Origin of the sequence: Demequina sp. NBRC 110052 (genome assembly GCF_002090075.1) — a bacterium.
GTDB lineage: Bacteria > Actinomycetota > Actinomycetes > Actinomycetales > Demequinaceae > Demequina.
In genome coordinates this window covers 1-16,473 of the sequence record NZ_BBRI01000004.1, presented here as the reverse complement: position 1 = coordinate 16,473, position 16,473 = coordinate 1, and the positions used below count along the sequence as shown (strand labels likewise).

At 65.7% G+C, this 16,473-nt stretch carries 12 protein-coding genes; 5 read left to right on the top strand and 7 right to left on the bottom strand.

The features are described 5' to 3' along the window. Position 1: 1 nt before the first annotated feature. From B7K21_RS10975 to B7K21_RS12665, 4 genes are all read right to left on the bottom strand, one after another. Complete coding sequence (locus B7K21_RS10975) at positions 2 to 1,309, bottom strand: restriction endonuclease subunit S (RefSeq protein ID WP_084075513.1); 1,308 nt, start codon at positions 1,307 to 1,309, stop codon at positions 2 to 4. Further along, positions 1,299 to 2,873: a class I SAM-dependent DNA methyltransferase gene (locus tag B7K21_RS10970; protein WP_084075511.1), complete on the bottom strand. Its 1,575-nt coding sequence runs from the start codon at positions 2,871 to 2,873 to the stop codon at positions 1,299 to 1,301. The genes B7K21_RS10975 and B7K21_RS10970 overlap by 11 nt, the downstream gene beginning before the upstream one ends. 61 nt (positions 2,874 to 2,934) lie before the next feature. After that, a complete protein-coding gene (locus tag B7K21_RS10965; RefSeq protein WP_084075510.1) occupies positions 2,935 to 5,133 on the bottom strand; it encodes a DUF262 domain-containing protein in 2,199 nt (732 codons plus the stop codon). A gap of 168 nt (positions 5,134 to 5,301) precedes the next feature. Beyond that, the gene (locus B7K21_RS12665; RefSeq protein ID WP_159448504.1) at positions 5,302 to 5,466 is read right to left on the bottom strand and encodes a hypothetical protein; all 165 of its coding nucleotides are present in this window, start codon (positions 5,464 to 5,466) and stop codon (positions 5,302 to 5,304) included. A gap of 87 nt (positions 5,467 to 5,553) precedes the next feature. Between B7K21_RS12665 and B7K21_RS12660 the strand changes: the two genes are divergently transcribed. Next, the gene (locus B7K21_RS12660) at positions 5,554 to 6,246 is read left to right on the top strand and encodes a DUF429 domain-containing protein (RefSeq protein WP_159448503.1); all 693 of its coding nucleotides are present in this window, start codon (positions 5,554 to 5,556) and stop codon (positions 6,244 to 6,246) included. A 318-nt stretch (positions 6,247 to 6,564) separates the two neighbouring features. Continuing rightward, a complete protein-coding gene (locus B7K21_RS10955) occupies positions 6,565 to 7,167 on the top strand; it encodes a hypothetical protein (protein WP_084075509.1) in 603 nt (200 codons plus the stop codon). Here B7K21_RS10955 and B7K21_RS10950 read toward each other — a convergent pair. After that, positions 7,138 to 7,710: a uracil-DNA glycosylase family protein gene (locus tag B7K21_RS10950; RefSeq protein WP_234989291.1), complete on the bottom strand. Its 573-nt coding sequence runs from the start codon at positions 7,708 to 7,710 to the stop codon at positions 7,138 to 7,140. The genes B7K21_RS10955 and B7K21_RS10950 overlap by 30 nt on opposite strands. 182 nt (positions 7,711 to 7,892) lie before the next feature. On the opposite strand from B7K21_RS10950, the gene B7K21_RS10945 reads away from it, so the two are divergent. The 3 genes from B7K21_RS10945 to B7K21_RS10935 all read left to right on the top strand — a co-directional run bounded on the left by B7K21_RS10945 (position 7,893) and on the right by B7K21_RS10935 (position 12,592). Further along, a complete protein-coding gene (locus B7K21_RS10945; protein WP_084075507.1) occupies positions 7,893 to 9,842 on the top strand; it encodes a leucine-rich repeat protein in 1,950 nt (649 codons plus the stop codon). A 235-nt stretch (positions 9,843 to 10,077) separates the two neighbouring features. Further along, positions 10,078 to 11,619: an Ig-like domain-containing protein gene (locus B7K21_RS10940; RefSeq protein ID WP_144016201.1), complete on the top strand. Its 1,542-nt coding sequence runs from the start codon at positions 10,078 to 10,080 to the stop codon at positions 11,617 to 11,619. A 127-nt stretch (positions 11,620 to 11,746) separates the two neighbouring features. Beyond that, the gene (locus tag B7K21_RS10935; protein ID WP_144016221.1) at positions 11,747 to 12,592 is read left to right on the top strand and encodes a Sir2 family NAD-dependent protein deacetylase; all 846 of its coding nucleotides are present in this window, start codon (positions 11,747 to 11,749) and stop codon (positions 12,590 to 12,592) included. 40 nt (positions 12,593 to 12,632) lie between these two features. On the opposite strand, the gene B7K21_RS10930 is transcribed toward B7K21_RS10935, so the two are convergent. Continuing rightward, the gene (locus B7K21_RS10930) at positions 12,633 to 14,999 is read right to left on the bottom strand and encodes a hypothetical protein (protein ID WP_159448502.1); all 2,367 of its coding nucleotides are present in this window, start codon (positions 14,997 to 14,999) and stop codon (positions 12,633 to 12,635) included. A 234-nt stretch (positions 15,000 to 15,233) separates the two neighbouring features. Continuing rightward, the gene (locus B7K21_RS10925; protein WP_084075503.1) at positions 15,234 to 16,355 is read right to left on the bottom strand and encodes a DUF2510 domain-containing protein; all 1,122 of its coding nucleotides are present in this window, start codon (positions 16,353 to 16,355) and stop codon (positions 15,234 to 15,236) included. Between the last annotated feature and the right edge of the window lie 118 nt (positions 16,356 to 16,473).

Genomic DNA, 16,473 nt, shown 5'->3' with positions numbered 1-16,473 from the left:
GCTAGACCGTCACGTTCGGCGTTGGCGAGAATAGCTCTGCGAGCAGGCGGTCGCGGGCATCAACAAGCGTAGTTTTCTCGGAGACTCCGGCAACGATGCGGTCATACAACGGCCGTACTTGACGATCGAATTCCGCCATGACCGCTGGCGAGCATCGCACGACCTTGATCCCTCGAAATGATGACTTGCTGATCTCTAGGAATGTCGAACCATTGGCGCGCGCCACGATCTCCGGTTGAGCGTGCTGCGCCCAGAGCAACAGGAAGATGTTGGAGACGTCAGTCGCCGGGAACATCGCAATGAACCCCTGGTTGATGGCGACGTGAGTGTCGGTGACAGCGAGATAACCGATAGGCGCCCTCGACGACATGAGTACGGTGCCGACCGGAAGAGCGCCAGAGCCGATCTGCGTCAACCCGGCGTTTGTAATGTACCTTTCGGTCGACTGCAACACCGGGCTCGTGAGCCGCGATAGGTCCTTCGGTGTCGCAAATGGCACCGTGCCGTCAGTCCAGAACTCCTCAACTTTGGTGCTTGGGGTCGATCCGCCGACAACGCCAGCCAACTCCCCAATCTCAACGACGGGCCAACCCTCGGGAGTCTTGCCGAGTTCGGAGTCGACGAGGCGGTCTGGGAAGAGGTCGGCGAGGTGCTTGGGAAGGCCGGGATCGCGACCCTCGGCCTTGGCGCGGACGGGGTCAAAGTCCACGAACCACGACTTGAAGAGAGCGCGCGCCATCTCCTCGAGGGTTTCGTTCATGCGGCGGTTGAGCTCGATCTTGTCGTCGAGGGTGCCGAGGATGTGGGCGATGCGGCGCTGTTCGTCGATCGGCGGGACGACTACCGGAATGCGTGCAACGGTCTTCTGATTCAGCGACGCCATGGTGGTGCCGGTTGAGTGTTGAAGCAACCATGCGCGCGTGCCGGCTGTCTGTAATTGATAGGCGAAGAATCGACAGTCGACAGTCTCGGGAAGCCGGAGACGGATGCCATCTGATCCAAGGAACCAACCATCTTGTTCGGACTTTACGAGCGCCGAGCGATCGACTGCGCCCTTTCGACCAAACACGATGTCACCTTCGCGGAGGAGGTACTCCGGAAGGCGCGCGACGACCTCCTCCGGCACTAGCGGAGTCTTCTCAGTCACCCTTAGGGAGCCGTAGCCGACTTCACCGACTGAGATCACTGGAACACCGATCGAAGAGTACTCATGGGCTTTGAGCGTCGTCCCGAAGGGCCCTGTCTTGATCTCGCCGCCTGATTCGGCTATCAGGTCGCCGATTGTCGTCTGCCGCCAGTCAGCCGCCATAGCCGAGTTCCTTGAGATTGGTGGCAATGGCCTTGTCGAGCCGCGCGGCCTCGGCTTGCTGCTCACGCAGAAGAGCAGACAATCGCGTCATCTTCTCGTCGAACGACTCTTCATCTGCCTCCGCAGCCTCGGCTCCGACGTACCGCCCGGGCGTCAGCACATGCCCGTGAGCCCGCACGTCGTCCAGCGACGCGCTCTTGCAGAAGCCGGCCACGTCGTCGTACGTTCCGAAGCCCTCCTCGCCGCGCCACGCGTGGTACGTGTCAGAGATCATCCTGATGTCTGCGTCGGTCATCTCGCGCAAGGTGCGGCCGATCATTGAGCCCATCTTGCGGGCGTCGATGAACAGAACCTCGCCGCGGCGGTCGCGGAACTTGTGGTTCCTGCGATCGCGCGCCAGGAACCACAGGCATACCGGGATCTGCGTCGAATAGAACAGTTGCCCCGGGAGCGCGACGATGCAGTCCACCAGGCCCTGCTCCACCAGGTTCTTGCGGATCTCGCCCTCGCCCGACTGGTTGGACGACATCGACCCGTTGGCCAGCACAAAGCCCGCCACGCCCGTCGGCGAAAGCTTGCTCACCATGTGCTGCACCCACGCGAAGTTGGCGTTGCCCACGGGCGGCACGCCGTAGTCCCAGCGCTTGTCCTCGCGCAGGCGCTCGCCGCCCCAGGCCGAGATGTTGAAAGGCGGGTTGGCGAGGATGAAGTCGGCCTTGAGGTCCGGGTGCTTGTCGTGATGGAACGTGTCGCCGTGGACGATGTTGTCGGCACCGATGCCGCGGATCGCCAGGTTCATCTTGGCCAGGCGCCACGTGGTGTGGTTGGACTCCTGGCCATAGATGGAGATGTCGTTCTTGCTGCCGTTGCCGGCGTGGTGCTCGCGCAGGAACTCGTGCGACTGGACGAACATACCCGCTGAGCCGCAGCAGGGGTCGTAGACGCGGCCGTTGTAGGGCTCGATCATCTCGACCAGTAGCTTGACCACGCTGCGCGGGGTGTAGAACTCGCCGCCACGCTTGCCCTCGGAGCTCGCGAACTGACTGAGGAAGTACTCGTAGACGCGTCCCAGGGTGTCGGTACTGCGGGCTTCCTTGTTGCCGATCTGGATGTTGGCGATGAGGTCAATGAGCGCGCCGAGGCGGACCTTGTCGAGCGCCTCGCGCGCGTAGTTCTTGGGGAGCACGTCCTTGAGGGACGGGTTCTCGCGCTCGATCGCGTCCATGGCGTCGTCGACGGTCTTGCCGATGGTGGGCTGGCGGGCCTGGTTCTTGAGGTGCTGCCAACGCGCACTCGGCGGAACCCAGAAGATGTTCTGAGCCTTGTACTCGTCCTCGTCCTCGGGGTCGGCTCCCTCTGCTTGTTGTTCCGGGGACGAGAGGAAGGCGTGGTGCTCGTCGAAGGCGTCGGAAATGTACTTCAGGAAGATCAGGCCCAGGACGACGTGCTTGTACTCCGCCGCGTCCATGTTGTTGCGCAGGGTGTCCGCAGCCTTCCAGAGCTGGGCCTCGAAGGGGAGGTCTGATTGGAGCCTGGACTTCTTTGCGTTTGGCGTCGTAGTCATGCCAGCATCCTGCCTTCAGGGCGCGTTACTGAGCCTTTGGACGCGCGGACCAACAAGCCCCTCACACCATCTCCCGCAGCTCCGCCAGCGTCTTCCCGGTCGGCACGTGGGTCCAACCTGTCCAACCGTTGATGCTGTAGCCAACGAGGGCTCCGAGCGCTGTCGACGGAGCCCGGAACTGCCCTGCGGCCGTTTCCAGGCCCCCTGATGATTGGACCATCGCCTCGTACTCTTCGCCGCTCCGAATCGCAACGTATCGAAGCCTGTCTCCAGGCATGACCAGCCCACCAGCAATGAGAGGCAAGACATCGCCTTGAATCTCATGCACGGCACGCTCGCCTCGAACCGCCGCAGGCGTTGACGCTTCGCTAGTGCCAGGCGCAGCCTGAACCGCGAGGGCTTCGGGGTCCGGAGGTGAGCCGTCACCGCCACCGCGCGGCCACGCCTCGATTGCGAGCTTCGCGAGCCACACAGCCCGCGCCTGAATGCGCTTCTCATCCCAGACCGCAGTCCAAGCTGCATCGTCCCACTCGCTCGCGGTCGGGGGAAAGGTCAAGACAGAGGCGGTGGTGATTCGAACCAGACTGTGGGTTTGAAGCGTCCGCCGCTTCTTCGCCCACGGATCGTTGCTCAGCGCAGAGTTCAAGCTCTGCGTTGCGATCGTAAGGTTCCCCAGGGAGTGGACCGCCGAAAGCCGCGACTCCCTGTCCTCTTCATTAGCATCCGCAGATAAGGGCCAGTTCGTCTCCCACTTCACGGGCAGGATGTGCTCGATCGTGAGCGACTTCGACCTGGCGCTGTGCGGGACTGCCGGTTCAGCACGAGAGGTTAAGAGATGGTTCTCCAGCCCTATCAGCAATGTGCGAAGCCTCGCCCGTACGATGTCGCGGTAGAGGTTCGAGTTGAACAGGCCCAGTGCGAACTCGCGGTCGCCCGGCCAGTAGCGGCTCTCGGCATCCTGACGGAGAAGTCCATCGACAAGCACGTCGCCTGCGTGCTCGAGGTCATTGCGCTTGATCTCGCCGAGCAGCCCCGCGAAGAGTCGGTTGTAGTCCTTCGTTGTCAGGCGGCAAATCGCCCGCCGCATCAAGTACGAGTCGATCGCCAGGGCGCCGGCTCGTGCTTGGGCAGGAGGGACCTCGGCCTCCGCATGAAGGAAGAGCAGGAGGGGCCACGGAGTGGTGACGTTGGCAACCTCGAGGCGGTCAATCATCTGCGCGACGGGATCAGACATCGGCAACGCGACTAGGGCGTCCATCGCATCGGCGTACACACGAATGCTGCGGATCACGTCCGCCGCTCGCGCGCCCGACACTCTCAACCAGCGCTTGAACTCCTCGAACAGGTGCTCAACCGAGCTCTCTTCGCCTCGCTGGGCACCGAGCCAGTAGGCGAGGAGCTGGTCCACCCGGACACGCTTGATGCGGCCAGTCGTCACAGTTTCCCGCCAGTGGCCCCCGTCGAGCGCGGCCCAGTAATCCTTGAGCAAAGCGTGCTCCTGGGCCTGATCACCTTGCCTGTGGAGAGTCTGGAACAGAAGGTTCTTCACCAGGTCTGCTGCGTCTAGACGTACGCCACGATGGTTCAGCGCCTCAAAGATCACCTGCGGGTCGTCCTTGGAATCAAGGAAGATGCTGACGACCTTCACCCGGTTCTCGACTGCGAAGTGAAGTAGATCCAGCCGGTCGGCGGGCCGATCCGACTCTTCGACCCAGGACTTGAGGGTCGACTCGAACCACCGGGACGCTCTGACGATCAGATGGCGAGGATCTGCGGCCGGCGCCTCGTACCCGGGCTCCCGCATCGCCCACTCAAACGCGGAGGCATCAGGCTCGAGTGGAGTGACTTTGAAACGGTCCTCTGGGAACTCGCTGTCTTCACCCACCCGATTGGCAATCAGAGCAGCGAAACTACCCTCAGCCTGCATTGCGCCCGTCCCAGCGGCAACCCGTCGCGCCGCAGCCAGAAAGACCTGCAACGTAGTCATCCGTTGCTGCCCATCGATCACCATCGAAGTGGGCTTGCGACGAGGAACCGGTGCGCGGTGCTGCGTAACAAGAGCTCCGAGGAAGTACTCCGGCGGATTGTCCTCGTCTGCCATCTCGCCCGACTCGGCGTCCTCAGCTGCCTTGCGAATGTCGTTCCAAAGTGGACGCCAGTTCTTCTCTTCGTCCCACACGTAAGGGCGTTGGAAGATCGGAATCACGTACCGATGATCTTTGCTGAATACCGAACTCAGCAGCTCGTCGCCAGCCTTCATGCAGACACACGCCCCCTCGCGCTACCAGAACAACGCCTTCCACCCCGCAGAGATGGCTTTCCAACGCAGGCTACATGGATTGCCTCAGTGCGTCCCAGAGATGCGGCAGGACCCCCAAAGCAACACCCATGCTGCCTACATCGGCCCGCCACATCCACCAAGCCCGAGTCATCGCCCGAAATGCTTCTTCACCTCCGCCACCTGCTCATCATCGAGCAGCCAGCGCGCATTCTTATCCTCACCGTTCGGTCGATACTCGGAACGCAGGAAGACCCGGATCCTGCGTTGATCGATACCGATTCGATTCGCCAGTTCTCGTGGTGTCGTCGCCATGCAGCCACCGTACTCAGCGCGGCTCACAAATGTGCCGCAGGAGGGAAATCCGTTGCCCGTGTCAGAGCGTTCTGCCAGGCTCACCTCATGACAGTTCTTGGATTGGACGGGTGCAAGAGCGGCTGGGTGGTAGTAGTCGCGGACAAGACGAGGTTCGTCGACGCCTTCGTCGCGCCGAACATTGCCTCCGCCGCACAGACGGGGGCCCAGCGGTGGCAAGCAACTGTGATGGTGGTAGATATCCCCATCGGCATTCCGGACAGCGGAAAGCGTGCGGCAGATACCGAAGCGCGTGCCTTCACCAAGCCGCGGAGCAGTTCGGTCTTCTCAACACCTGTGCGAGCAGCTCTCGAAGCAGCAAGCTACGACGCCGCTCGCGCAGCGTCCATCGCGGCGACAGGCGGGACGAGCTTGTCCAAGCAGGCATGGGCAATTGGAGACAAGATCCTTGAGGTCGACGCGTTCGCAAAGTCAGCGACACTGACGGTGCGCGAGGGCCATCCCGAAGTGAGCTTCCGAGCAATGTCAGACGCCCCGATCGAGCACTACAAGAAGACGTTCGCGGGCGCGACCCTTCGCATGTCGCTTCTCGAGGGCGAGGGCCTCTCCTTGAACCCTGACCACGGAGTGCTCCGAACACGCGGCGTTGATCTGGACGACTTCCTGGACGCCGGCGCGATGGCATGGACCGCTCGGAGAGTCGACCAGGGTCTTGCGGCGTCGATGCCAGCTGTTCCCGAAGTCTTCAGCGATGGGTGGCGAAGTGCGATCTGGTACTGAGATTCGACGCGCGAATCGAGGCCGCGGCGTGAGGCTCTGGCCGCTCGAGTATCGCCGGAAACCGCATCTGACTCGAGTGCTGAGCGTGCAACGCTACCTGCGATGGTCTCGATGGGTGTATCTCGGGGTGGGCGTCACAGGCATGCTGATGCTCGCAACTGTCGTTGGCGGCATCGGGTTTCCAGAAGCAGATATTTGGGCTGCTTGGTTCGTCACTTGCTTCTCGTGCTGGGCAGTCATGTTCTTGGCCGGAGTCCTTTGCTTCGTCACTGCGCCGAGACCGGATACACATGTACTAGAGCACCTGCGAGCAGCGCCGTGAACAGCGTTGTCACTGTCGCGGCGCTCTTCATCGTGATTGGCACATGCGCCATTGGGCTCTACCAGTTTGCGCTCTCGACCGTCGCGGTCCGGGAGTTTGAACGAGAGTCAAGGGCGCTGCCAGCGGGAAAACCAGTACTGGAGTTCTCGTTGCTCACAACCGACGATGTCGACTTCTCCGTCGATGAACCGAAGATCCACGGCTACCCCACAGCACTGGAGCTCGAAGCGATAGAAGAGCAACTCCTACGTGACCTCTACACCCAGTCGCTCCGTCAGCGCGCGTTCCTAGCGGAGTTTGGCGCGAAGATAGTTGCAGTAGCCGCGACGGTAGCCGTGTCCCTGATCGCAGAGCACGCTGCGTCGACCACATACCCCAACCTAAGCGCGCTAGCAGCGGAGGGGTTGCTGAGCGTCGAGTCCGCGAGCGACGCCGTATCAGGGCTGCTGATACTCGCCGCGGTAGTCTTCGGGATCCTGGCGTCCGCATACATCGTCCTCTTGACGCGCGCCGTCAACGCTCGGGGGCTCGCCGCTGCGTACCGGCCGAAGCCTGCGAGGCCAGGCACGTCAGACGTCGAAGGGCAGTTGCCCAAGTAGATCGACGAGCTCTCCCATCACAGCGCTCGCCTTAGCAGCAGCATCGTACGGCCCAGGCATCCTGAACACCTGGGCGCCCCACGCCGTCCGCGCCTCCTGCAGACCGGGTCCACCAGCAGCGGAACGCCCGAGCAGCGCCTCGACCGGCTGACGGAACACGCACACCACCAGCGGCACCTCGAGCTCGCCCAGCTTCGATGCCAACAACGATCGCCCATGCTCCAACTCGCCTGGCACGAGGTCCTTCTCCCCCACGGTCGGCCGCTTCACGATGTCGGTGAACCCGACCTCAGCGGCAAGTGCGGCGGCCTCGAAGGTCCGTTCACCGTCGGGCAGGCTGAACAGCCCGGCGGCGGCGAGCCGCCGAAGCTGCCGCTGTCCCACCTGGCCCTGGTAGTAGTGCCCGGCCGCGACCGAGACGGGCGACGGGTTGAGCCCGACGATCACCGCGCGCGGATGCTCCGGCATCACGTCACGCAGCGTGACGTACTCGACGCCCATCCACTCCTCGCGCCCCTGGTATCCGTGCAGTTCCTCGTCCACCACTCCTCGAACCTACCGCGCGGACGGACGACGCGGGAGAGAACCAGCCACAAGCCGGAGCCGCACAAGCGACAACCCCACCAAAAAACGGAGGCAAGTTGCCAGATCGCGCCTCACCCCCTACCGTCGTACGGAAGCGCGCCGGACCCCGACGGCGCCACGATGCCGAGGGATGGCCAAGGATGACCCGCAACCGCTCCCGCGTGAGCCTCGCCCTGCTCGCCTCGATCATCGCTGCGGCGTTCGTCGCGACGCCGGCGCGAGCGGTGCCGATGAACGTGACCATTGATGGCATCTCGTACTTCGCGGACGACTTCCTCATCGAGAACGGCGCCACCGTCATGGGTTACGACGCATCGGCGGGCTCCGACGTCGTGATCCCCGACATCGTCTACATCACCGGCCAGCCGTACCGCGTCACCGCGGTGAACGTCTCGGCATTCGCGAACAAAGCACTGACATCACTCACGCTCGGCTCGCACGTCAGGACCATCGGCGACAGCGCGTTCGCGCACAACAACCTCACCAGTGTCGATATCCCCGCCAGCGTGCTCTGGATCGGAAACGGCGCCTTCGCGAACTCCGGCCTGACGAACATCACTTTCCACGAGGGCCTCCAAGGAGTCGGCGAGTTGGCATTCGGCTCCACCGCGCTCGGTGCCGTCACCCTTCCCGGCTCGGTGACGGGCCTCGCCCCCAGGGCGTTCGAAGGTGCCGGCATCAGCTCGCTGGTGCTGCCGGATGGACTCGCGTCCATTCCTCGAAGCGCCTTCCGGAACAACCCCATGACGACGGTGCAGCTGCCTTCTGGGCTGGTCTCCATCGGCGACATGGCGTTCGAGAACACTGCGCTCACCTCGCTGACCATCCCCGAAGGCGTGACGACGATCGGCTTCGCGGCCTTCAGGGGCGCCAGCCTCACGAGCCTGTCCCTCCCGGACAGTCTCAACTTCATCGGCGAGTACTCCTTCGCGGGCAACGACCTCACCGAGGTGAGCATCCCGGGTGGCGTGAAGACCATCAGCTACTCGGCGTTCGCCAGCAACGACCTCACCACCGTGAACCTCGCCGAGGGCGTCACGCGGGTGGCCACGCATGCATTCAAGAACAACCCCTTCTCGAGCATCGTGCTGCCCGCGAGCATCACCCAGATCGACTCGGTGGCGTTCGACACGAATCCCCTCACGCAGGTCACGATGCTCGGACCGGCTCCGTTCGTCGGCACCCACGGGCTGGGCAACAGCGACCCGCTCGTCACCTACTACCAGCGCTATGCAGGCTCGGGCTACACGTCGCCCACGTGGGACACGGGCGATGACACGTGGCGCACCCAGGCGCTCGTGCAGCTCGCCTTCGACGCCAACGGCCACGGCACGGCTCCATCCGCGCGGGACGTCAACCTGGGCGGGACCACCGCCGAACCCGCCGCTCTCAGTGCCACGGGCTACACCTTCGCAGGATGGTTCGACTCGCCCGCCGGCGGCTCCGAGTTCGACTTCGACGCCGCACTGACGAGCGACACCACCGCGTACGCCCAGTGGACCATCAACACCTACGACGTGACCTTCGAGCCCGGCAACGGCAACGCCTCCTGGTTCGAGTCCGTCGACTACAACACCACCGTCGCCGCGCCCTCCGACCCTGCGCGCGGCGGCTACACCTTCGCGGGCTGGTTCACCGCGGCCACCGGAGGCGCGGAGTTCGACTTCCAGGCCCCCATCACCGCCGCGACCACGGTCTACGCCCAGTGGGCCGACGTGCCCGCCGCCCTCGAGGCGCCGTCCGATGTGGCCCCCGGCGACAGCATTACCGTCACGGGCAAGGGGTTCGCACCCGGCGAGGAGCTCCAGCTCTGGTTCCTCTCCAGCCCGGTTCTCCTGACCACGGTCACGGCCGACGCCGCGGGCACCTTCGCCGCCGAGGTCACCATCCCTGCGGAAGCCACCGCGGGCACGCACCACCTCGAGGTGCGGTCCGCCTCGAGCGAGCCGGTGAGCTCCGAGGTCGAGGTCGCCGCCGTGCTCGCGACGACCGGATGGAACGGCACCTGGACGGCCGCGTCGGCCGCAGCGCTGCTCGCCCTGGGCGGAGCGCTGGTGCTGGCACGGCGTCGGATTGGCACTCACGCCTGACGCGACAGGTCCCGCCGCCACAGAGGCACACAGCGGCCCCCTCCAGCACAAGGTCCCCTACCCGCGATGTGGAGACGGATGTCGCAGCGCGCACGGCGGCGCTCATCGGGCGGCTGCTCTAGCGTCGGCCTCGCACCAAGGCGCGTACGCCACCCTTGCCCAGGCCACCGCCCTCCACTACGTTGGCGTCAAACCCTTCCGCCGCACCCCGGCAATCGACGAGATGAGTTCACGCGTGACTTCCGCCCGCCCTACCCGCATCGGCGCGAGCGCCGCCGCTCTCGCTGCCCTCACGGTCTGCACCATCGGCACCTCTGCATCGGCTGCGGTGCCGTATCCCGACGAGGTGATCCTCAGCCCCGCGGATGGCGCGACAGGCGTCTCGGACACCTCCAACCTCACGATCGACTTCGGTAGCCCCATCCAGGCCGGAAGCGGCAACGTCACGCTGCTGCAGACCACCCCCGTCACGCTGCTCGAGGACACCCTGGACGACACGTCCCTTCTCACCGTCACCACGGGCTCCTTCTTCGCGGATGTGGACCCGGCATTCGCCCCTGACGGGATCTTCGGCCGCAACGACGGAGCCGGTGGCGGCGACTTCGGCGGCGACACCCCTGGCGACCGCACCGCCTACTCGGGGTTCTCAGGCGGCTTCCTCGAGGCGACTGGCGTCGCCTTCGGAGGAACCAATCCCGTCGTCGTCGAGTGGCAGAACATCGACATCACCGGAGCCACATACCTGGAGTTCAGCGCAGACTTCGCGTCAGCCCTCATGCCAGACGAGAACGACTGGGTTCGCGTCGAGGCGATCATCGACGGAGGCGGCGCCCAGCCTGTTCTCGAGTTCAGCACCGAGGGCCTGGACAGCACCTTCGAGGCATCTGACACAGGTCAACAGCTCTCGAGCTCCGCACGCTCCTTTGCACGCCCCATCACGGGCACGGGCACCACGTTGACGCTGCGAGTCACCATCTCGCTCAGCGGGGTCTCCGCCACCGGTGACGACATCGCGATCGACAACGTCACGGTCGCAGGCAACGACGGTGCGCCTACCTTGGTCGAGCAGGCGGCGGTCTCCGCCCCGAACGTCACGCTGTCCGGCTCGATGCTTTCCTTGGATCCTGCCGCCGTGCTCGCACCCAACACCCACTACTCAGTGCTCGTGGACGAGGGCGCGGTCACGGACACCGAGGTGACACCAGCAAGTTTCGCTGGCCTGACCGTGCTGAGCGCATGGGACTTCACCACCGGCGACGCTGGGGCCCCTCAGATGTTGTCGCTCAGCCCAGCTGACGACACGACCGACGCGCCCGTGGACAGCAATCTCAGCATCATCTTCGATCGCAGCATCACGGCCGTCTTCGGCGACATCACACTGCACCGCGCATCCGACGACGCGGTCGTCCAGACCTTCGACGTCACCACGGACGCCTCGGTCTCCACCACGAACGTCCTCAACGACACGGTCATGATCAACCCATCGGCTGACCTCGACTTCTCGACGGACTACTACGTGCTGATCGACTCGGGCGCCTTCGAGGCATCGGTCACGCCGTTCAGCGACTTCCCCGGCTTCTCCTCCACCACGGAGTGGAACTTCACCACCGATGAGACGCCATCCGGTCCAGGAACCGACGGCGAGGAGAGCCCGAGCTCCGAGCTCCCCGAGACGGGACCCGCGAACGCGTTGCCGGCCGCAGTTCTCGCCGCGGCGCTGTCCGCCGCGGGCGGCGCCCTGCTGCTGCGGAGTCGGCGCCTCACCCACCGACGCTAGCGCCTTCCGCGCGGCAGGCAGGCGTCGCCACCCGTCAGGCGGCTGCTCAAGCCGGGCATGTCACGACCCCCACGGTTGTTCATGCGACCATCGTGGGAGCGAGACACCCCGGAGGCATCGCGTGACGATCGAGGACACCCAGCGCCCCGAGCTGGCCACTGCGGTCTCGCGCGCGGTCGCAGCCCTGGAAGGCCGCTCCATCGGCGTCCTCACCGGCGCCGGCGTGTCCACCGACTCAGGGATCCCCGACTACCGTGGCGCGAACACGCCACGCCGCACTCCGATGACAGCGCATGACTTGATCGGGGACGAGGCGAAGCGCCGCCGCTACTGGGTGGGATCGCACCTCGGTTGGAAGGCCTTCGCCGGCTCGCAGCCCAATGCAGGGCACGAGGCGCTCGCCGCGCTCGATCACGCCGGGATCGTCACCGGACTGGTCACGCAGAACGTGGACGGGTTGCACCTGCGCGCGGGTTCGCGGCGAGTGATCGAGCTGCACGGCAACATGCGCACGGTGACGTGCCTCGACTGCGGCGCGCAGTTCTCGCGCCACGACATCGCCGTGCGCATCGAAGCCGACAACCCGGCGCTGGCCGTGCCCGAGGCGATCGAGCTCGGCCCCGACGGCGACGTGCTGCCAAACACCTGGGAGAACGTCACCGTGCCCGACTGCTCCGTGTGCGGGGGCATCCTCAAGCCGGACGTGGTGTTCTTCGGCGAGTACGTCCCCGTCGCGCAGACGCGCGCCGCCGAACAGATCGTGGACGAGGCCGACGCGCTGCTCGTCGTGGGCTCGTCGCTCGCCGTGAACTCGGGCGTGCGCCTCGTGGAGCGCGCCCACCGGCGCGGCCTTCCGATCGTGATCATCAACCGCGGCCCCACCAAGGGCGACCGCCGCGCGAGCGTGAAGATCGACGCGGGCACCAGCGAGACGCTTCAGGCACTCACCTTCGCGCTCATCGATCGCCAATAGGAACGCCCGACTCGGTGGTCATCTCCACTTCATCATCGGCTCAGCGCCCGCCTTCCCGACGTCGCGGCAACGCAACCGCCGCGCCGCCCAGGACCACGGCGAGCAGCGCCACCCACGCGAGCGTCCACGTGCTGCCGTCAGGTCCGGTCGCGGGCATCGCGTCCACCTCGGCGTCGGTCACCACAGGCTCCACCACCACGGGAGGCGCCGTCACGTCCAGCGGCGCCCACCCGATCAGAGTGCCGTTCTCCGCATAGACGGCGACGCTGTGCGCGCCAGGCTCCAGGCTCGTCGGCACGAGCAGCGCCACGTGTCCGTTGCCGATCATCATCGGCGTGGAGAACACGTAGACCTTGTCGTCAGGCCCCAGTTGAGGGCCGGCGCAGTCGCCCGCGTGCACGGTGAAAGACGCGCCCTGCTCGAGCTCGGTCACCTCCACGCCGTCCACGCAGAGGACGATGACGCCCTCGGTCGGCTCGGTCAGGTCCGCCGCGAGCGCCGCGAAGCCCACGCCCACCACCGTGTCGCTGTCGGTCAGCTGCGACAGTCCCGTGGCGTCGACCGTCACGTCGTACGTGAGCGACCCGCGGTTGAAGTCATCCCACGTCAGCACATGCACCACGTCCCACGTGAGCGTTGCACCCGGGGCGAGTGAAGCGTCGGGCGGGAGCGTGCCCAGCACGTCCGACGCGGCATCGCTCAGCACGATCTCCGTCAGCGGGTAGGCGCCCGTGTTCTCGACGATGCTGGTGAAGGTCACCGTGTCGCCGATGCTCGGGTAGCCGTCGCCATTGGTATCCACGTAGTCGTGGGTCACGTCGAGCGTCGTCGCGGGCGCGACGTAGGGGCCGAGCGGGAACCCCTCGCCCACGTCGCTCAGTCGGCGAACCTCGTCATCGATCACGCCGTGAAAGGTCACGCCGAACGAGGTGGCCAAGACCCAACCGGTGAGGATGTCAAAGACGACCGCGTCGGATGCACTCTCACCCGGACTCACAACTCGTCCAGACAGAGCCGGCGACTGAGTGGGCTGGGCATCTTCAGGCACCACAGGCGACCACACCTTGTCGATCTCGATCGCCTGCTCGGAGTCCGCGCCGTTGGTGACGGTCCACGTGCGCCTGATCTGCTCCCCCACCTGGCCTACGCCGTCGCCGTTGGAGTCGAGCAGCTCGAACTCCACGCTCCAGGTCACGTCCGTCGTGAGCTTGCGCAGGAAGAAGCGCTTCGTGACGGTGACCGTCGCAGAAGCGGGCCCGTCGAGGAACATCGCGAGGGTGGGCGCGGCCGCGAGCCGGAACTCCATGTCGATGTAGCCGCGAGTCAGGTCTGCGGACGACACATGCATGGGCTGCAGAGCGCCCCCGACGTCCGGGTCGCTGCTCAGGTTCGCCACGGTCAACGAGGGCGTCGGGAGCGAAGCGCCCGGCGCGAGCCCGGCGGCGTCAGTGCGCGCACCGACGAGCCCACCGCCGTAGCTGGGCGACACGCGCGACGCCTCGACCAGATCCAAGGTGATGTTGCCGGTGTTCTCCATGTGCAGCGAGTAGTCGATGAGGTCACCTACCTCGCCCTCGCCTAGCCCGCGGGTGGTGCTACGCGTCGCGTCGCGCCACTGGAGCGTCACGTCCGCGTCGAACGACACATCGATCGCCTCGGTCTCCACCGCGTCGGGCGCGTAGGACTCCTGAATCGCCACGGCAGCCCCGGTGCCATCGAGGTAGTGGATCTCCGCTGCGGACGGAGGCAGAGGCACCTCACCATCGAGCATGTGCTGCGCAGTGACGGTGACCCAGGGCGTCATCAGGAGCGCCTGGCCGTCGACGAACACGGCATGCGTCAGCCCTCCAAGGTTGATCACAGTGTCGGGAGTGCCGTTGATGCGGGTGGTGACCGTGTAGGTCACTCGGTCACCCTCTGCAGGAAGACCGTCCGTCGTGTTGCCGTGAGTCTCTTCGACCACGATGTTGATCGTTGAGGCCGTGTACAGCACGGGCGGCGCGGAGACACTCAGTGGCACCAGGCCCCCGTCTGAGTTGCGCGTGAGCTGCACAGCCCCACCGCTCAAGGACGGGCCCGAGCCATCGGCCGCGAGCATGGCGCTGCCGACCGTCACCTTGGTGGACCAGCCGGACGTTCCGTATGCACCTGACGCCACCGTCCCCGGGATCGTGAAACCCAGGAGGGCCACGCTGGCGAAGTCGATGTCGAGCTCGAAGGGGTAGACCACCTCATCCCCGTCGTCCGGAAGCCCGTCGCCGTCGACGTCGGTCCACAGGTACGGGTTGCCCCACGTGAAGCCCGCATAGCCGTTGTCCGCGTCGTAGTTATTGCTTGGGTCGTACTCGGCCGCTGCGGCTGGCGCCGCGACGAGCACGGACGCGACCAGAGCGGCGATCACTGCCACGACGCCCGCACGAGTGTGCCCCATTGTTCGAGATGCGGGCGCCTCGTGGGGCGCATGGAACTGCCGGTGGTGTGGTGTGGCGGACATGCGAGACCCCTCGTCAGGCCTCCCCAGCGAAATGCCCCCTGCTTACCCCGGGGAAGGTAAGACTCATCAGCACGAATGTGCTGTGCACCAACGTACCGCCAGGCTTGACAGTTGTCGCGCGAATCGGATGAAGTCGTCCGCCTCGCGTCAGAACCCGTAGAGCGTCTGACTTCCGTCGACCACCCAGTCAAGGTCCACGGTCCGCGAGCCCAGCTTCGAGTCGGTGTCGCCGAGGAGCACGTAGTCGCTGCGCCCCGTGATCGACCCGGTGTCGTCCCACGTCGTGTCGATCACCAGCCACTCGCCATCGACCTTCACCCGGTTCCAGGCATGCCCACCCGTCGTGTAGCCGCTGCGCGTCTCACCGGTCACGATGACCGCCTCGAGCCCCACAGCGTCGGCCAGCAGCAGGTACGCCTCGGCATAACCCGTGCACACCGCTGTGCCCTCTCCAAGCAGGCCATAGGCCTCCTGCGAGCGGGCCACCACCGCCGACGTGCTCGACGACTCCCCCGCATTGATCGCGTCGTACGCGCCGTAGTCGTACTGGCCCGCGTCGATGACGAGGTCGTGCACCACGGTCGCCAGCGCGGCCTCATCGCCGGCGGCCGCCGCCACCTCAGGCGCCGCGGCGAGCTGCTGCACGCTGACCGCAGTCGCAGCCCTGCGGCGCGCGGCCTCCGCATCGTCGTACACATACTCAGGCTCGATCTCAAGCCGCGTCGGCCCCACCCACACGTTCCAATTGACGACGAACACGTACGGGTTCTGAGTCAGAGCCTCGTACATCGCGTCGTTCACGACCTCGGCCGCGTCCGGTCCGTTGACGAACGCCACGTCGATGCGCTCCTCCTGCGCGACCATCGACGCCGCCAGGTACTCGACCAGTTCGTCCGAGCCGAACACGGGGTACGCCACCGCCGGCCCGCTCGGGGCGGGCCTGGTCAACGCGTCGGGCCACGGCACGAACGACGGCAGCCTGCCGAAGTACCCCAGCACCACTACCAGCACCATCAGCGGCGCGTACACCGCCAGGCGTCCCTTCCAGCGCGGCTTCGCCCGCCCGACGCGTGGGTCGCCGACGCGCGGTTCCACACCCCGCGCCATGCCCGGGTTCACGCCAGTCTCGATCTTGGTGACGCGGTCGCGCGTACGGCTCGTCCACGCAGTGCCGCTCCAGTAGCGCTCGAGGTCCGACCGCGCCGGGTCAGGAAGCCAGCCCGCGTCGGGCAATCTCACATGGCTCGGCGGCCCCTCGTTCCAGGTCATCGCGTCCCCCTCGCCCCGGCCGATCGGTGAGGTCAGACTAGCGTCCCGGTGTCACGAACCTCGATCTTCCCCTGAACGCACGAAAGGCCACCCGTCATTGGGTGGCCTTTCGTGGAAT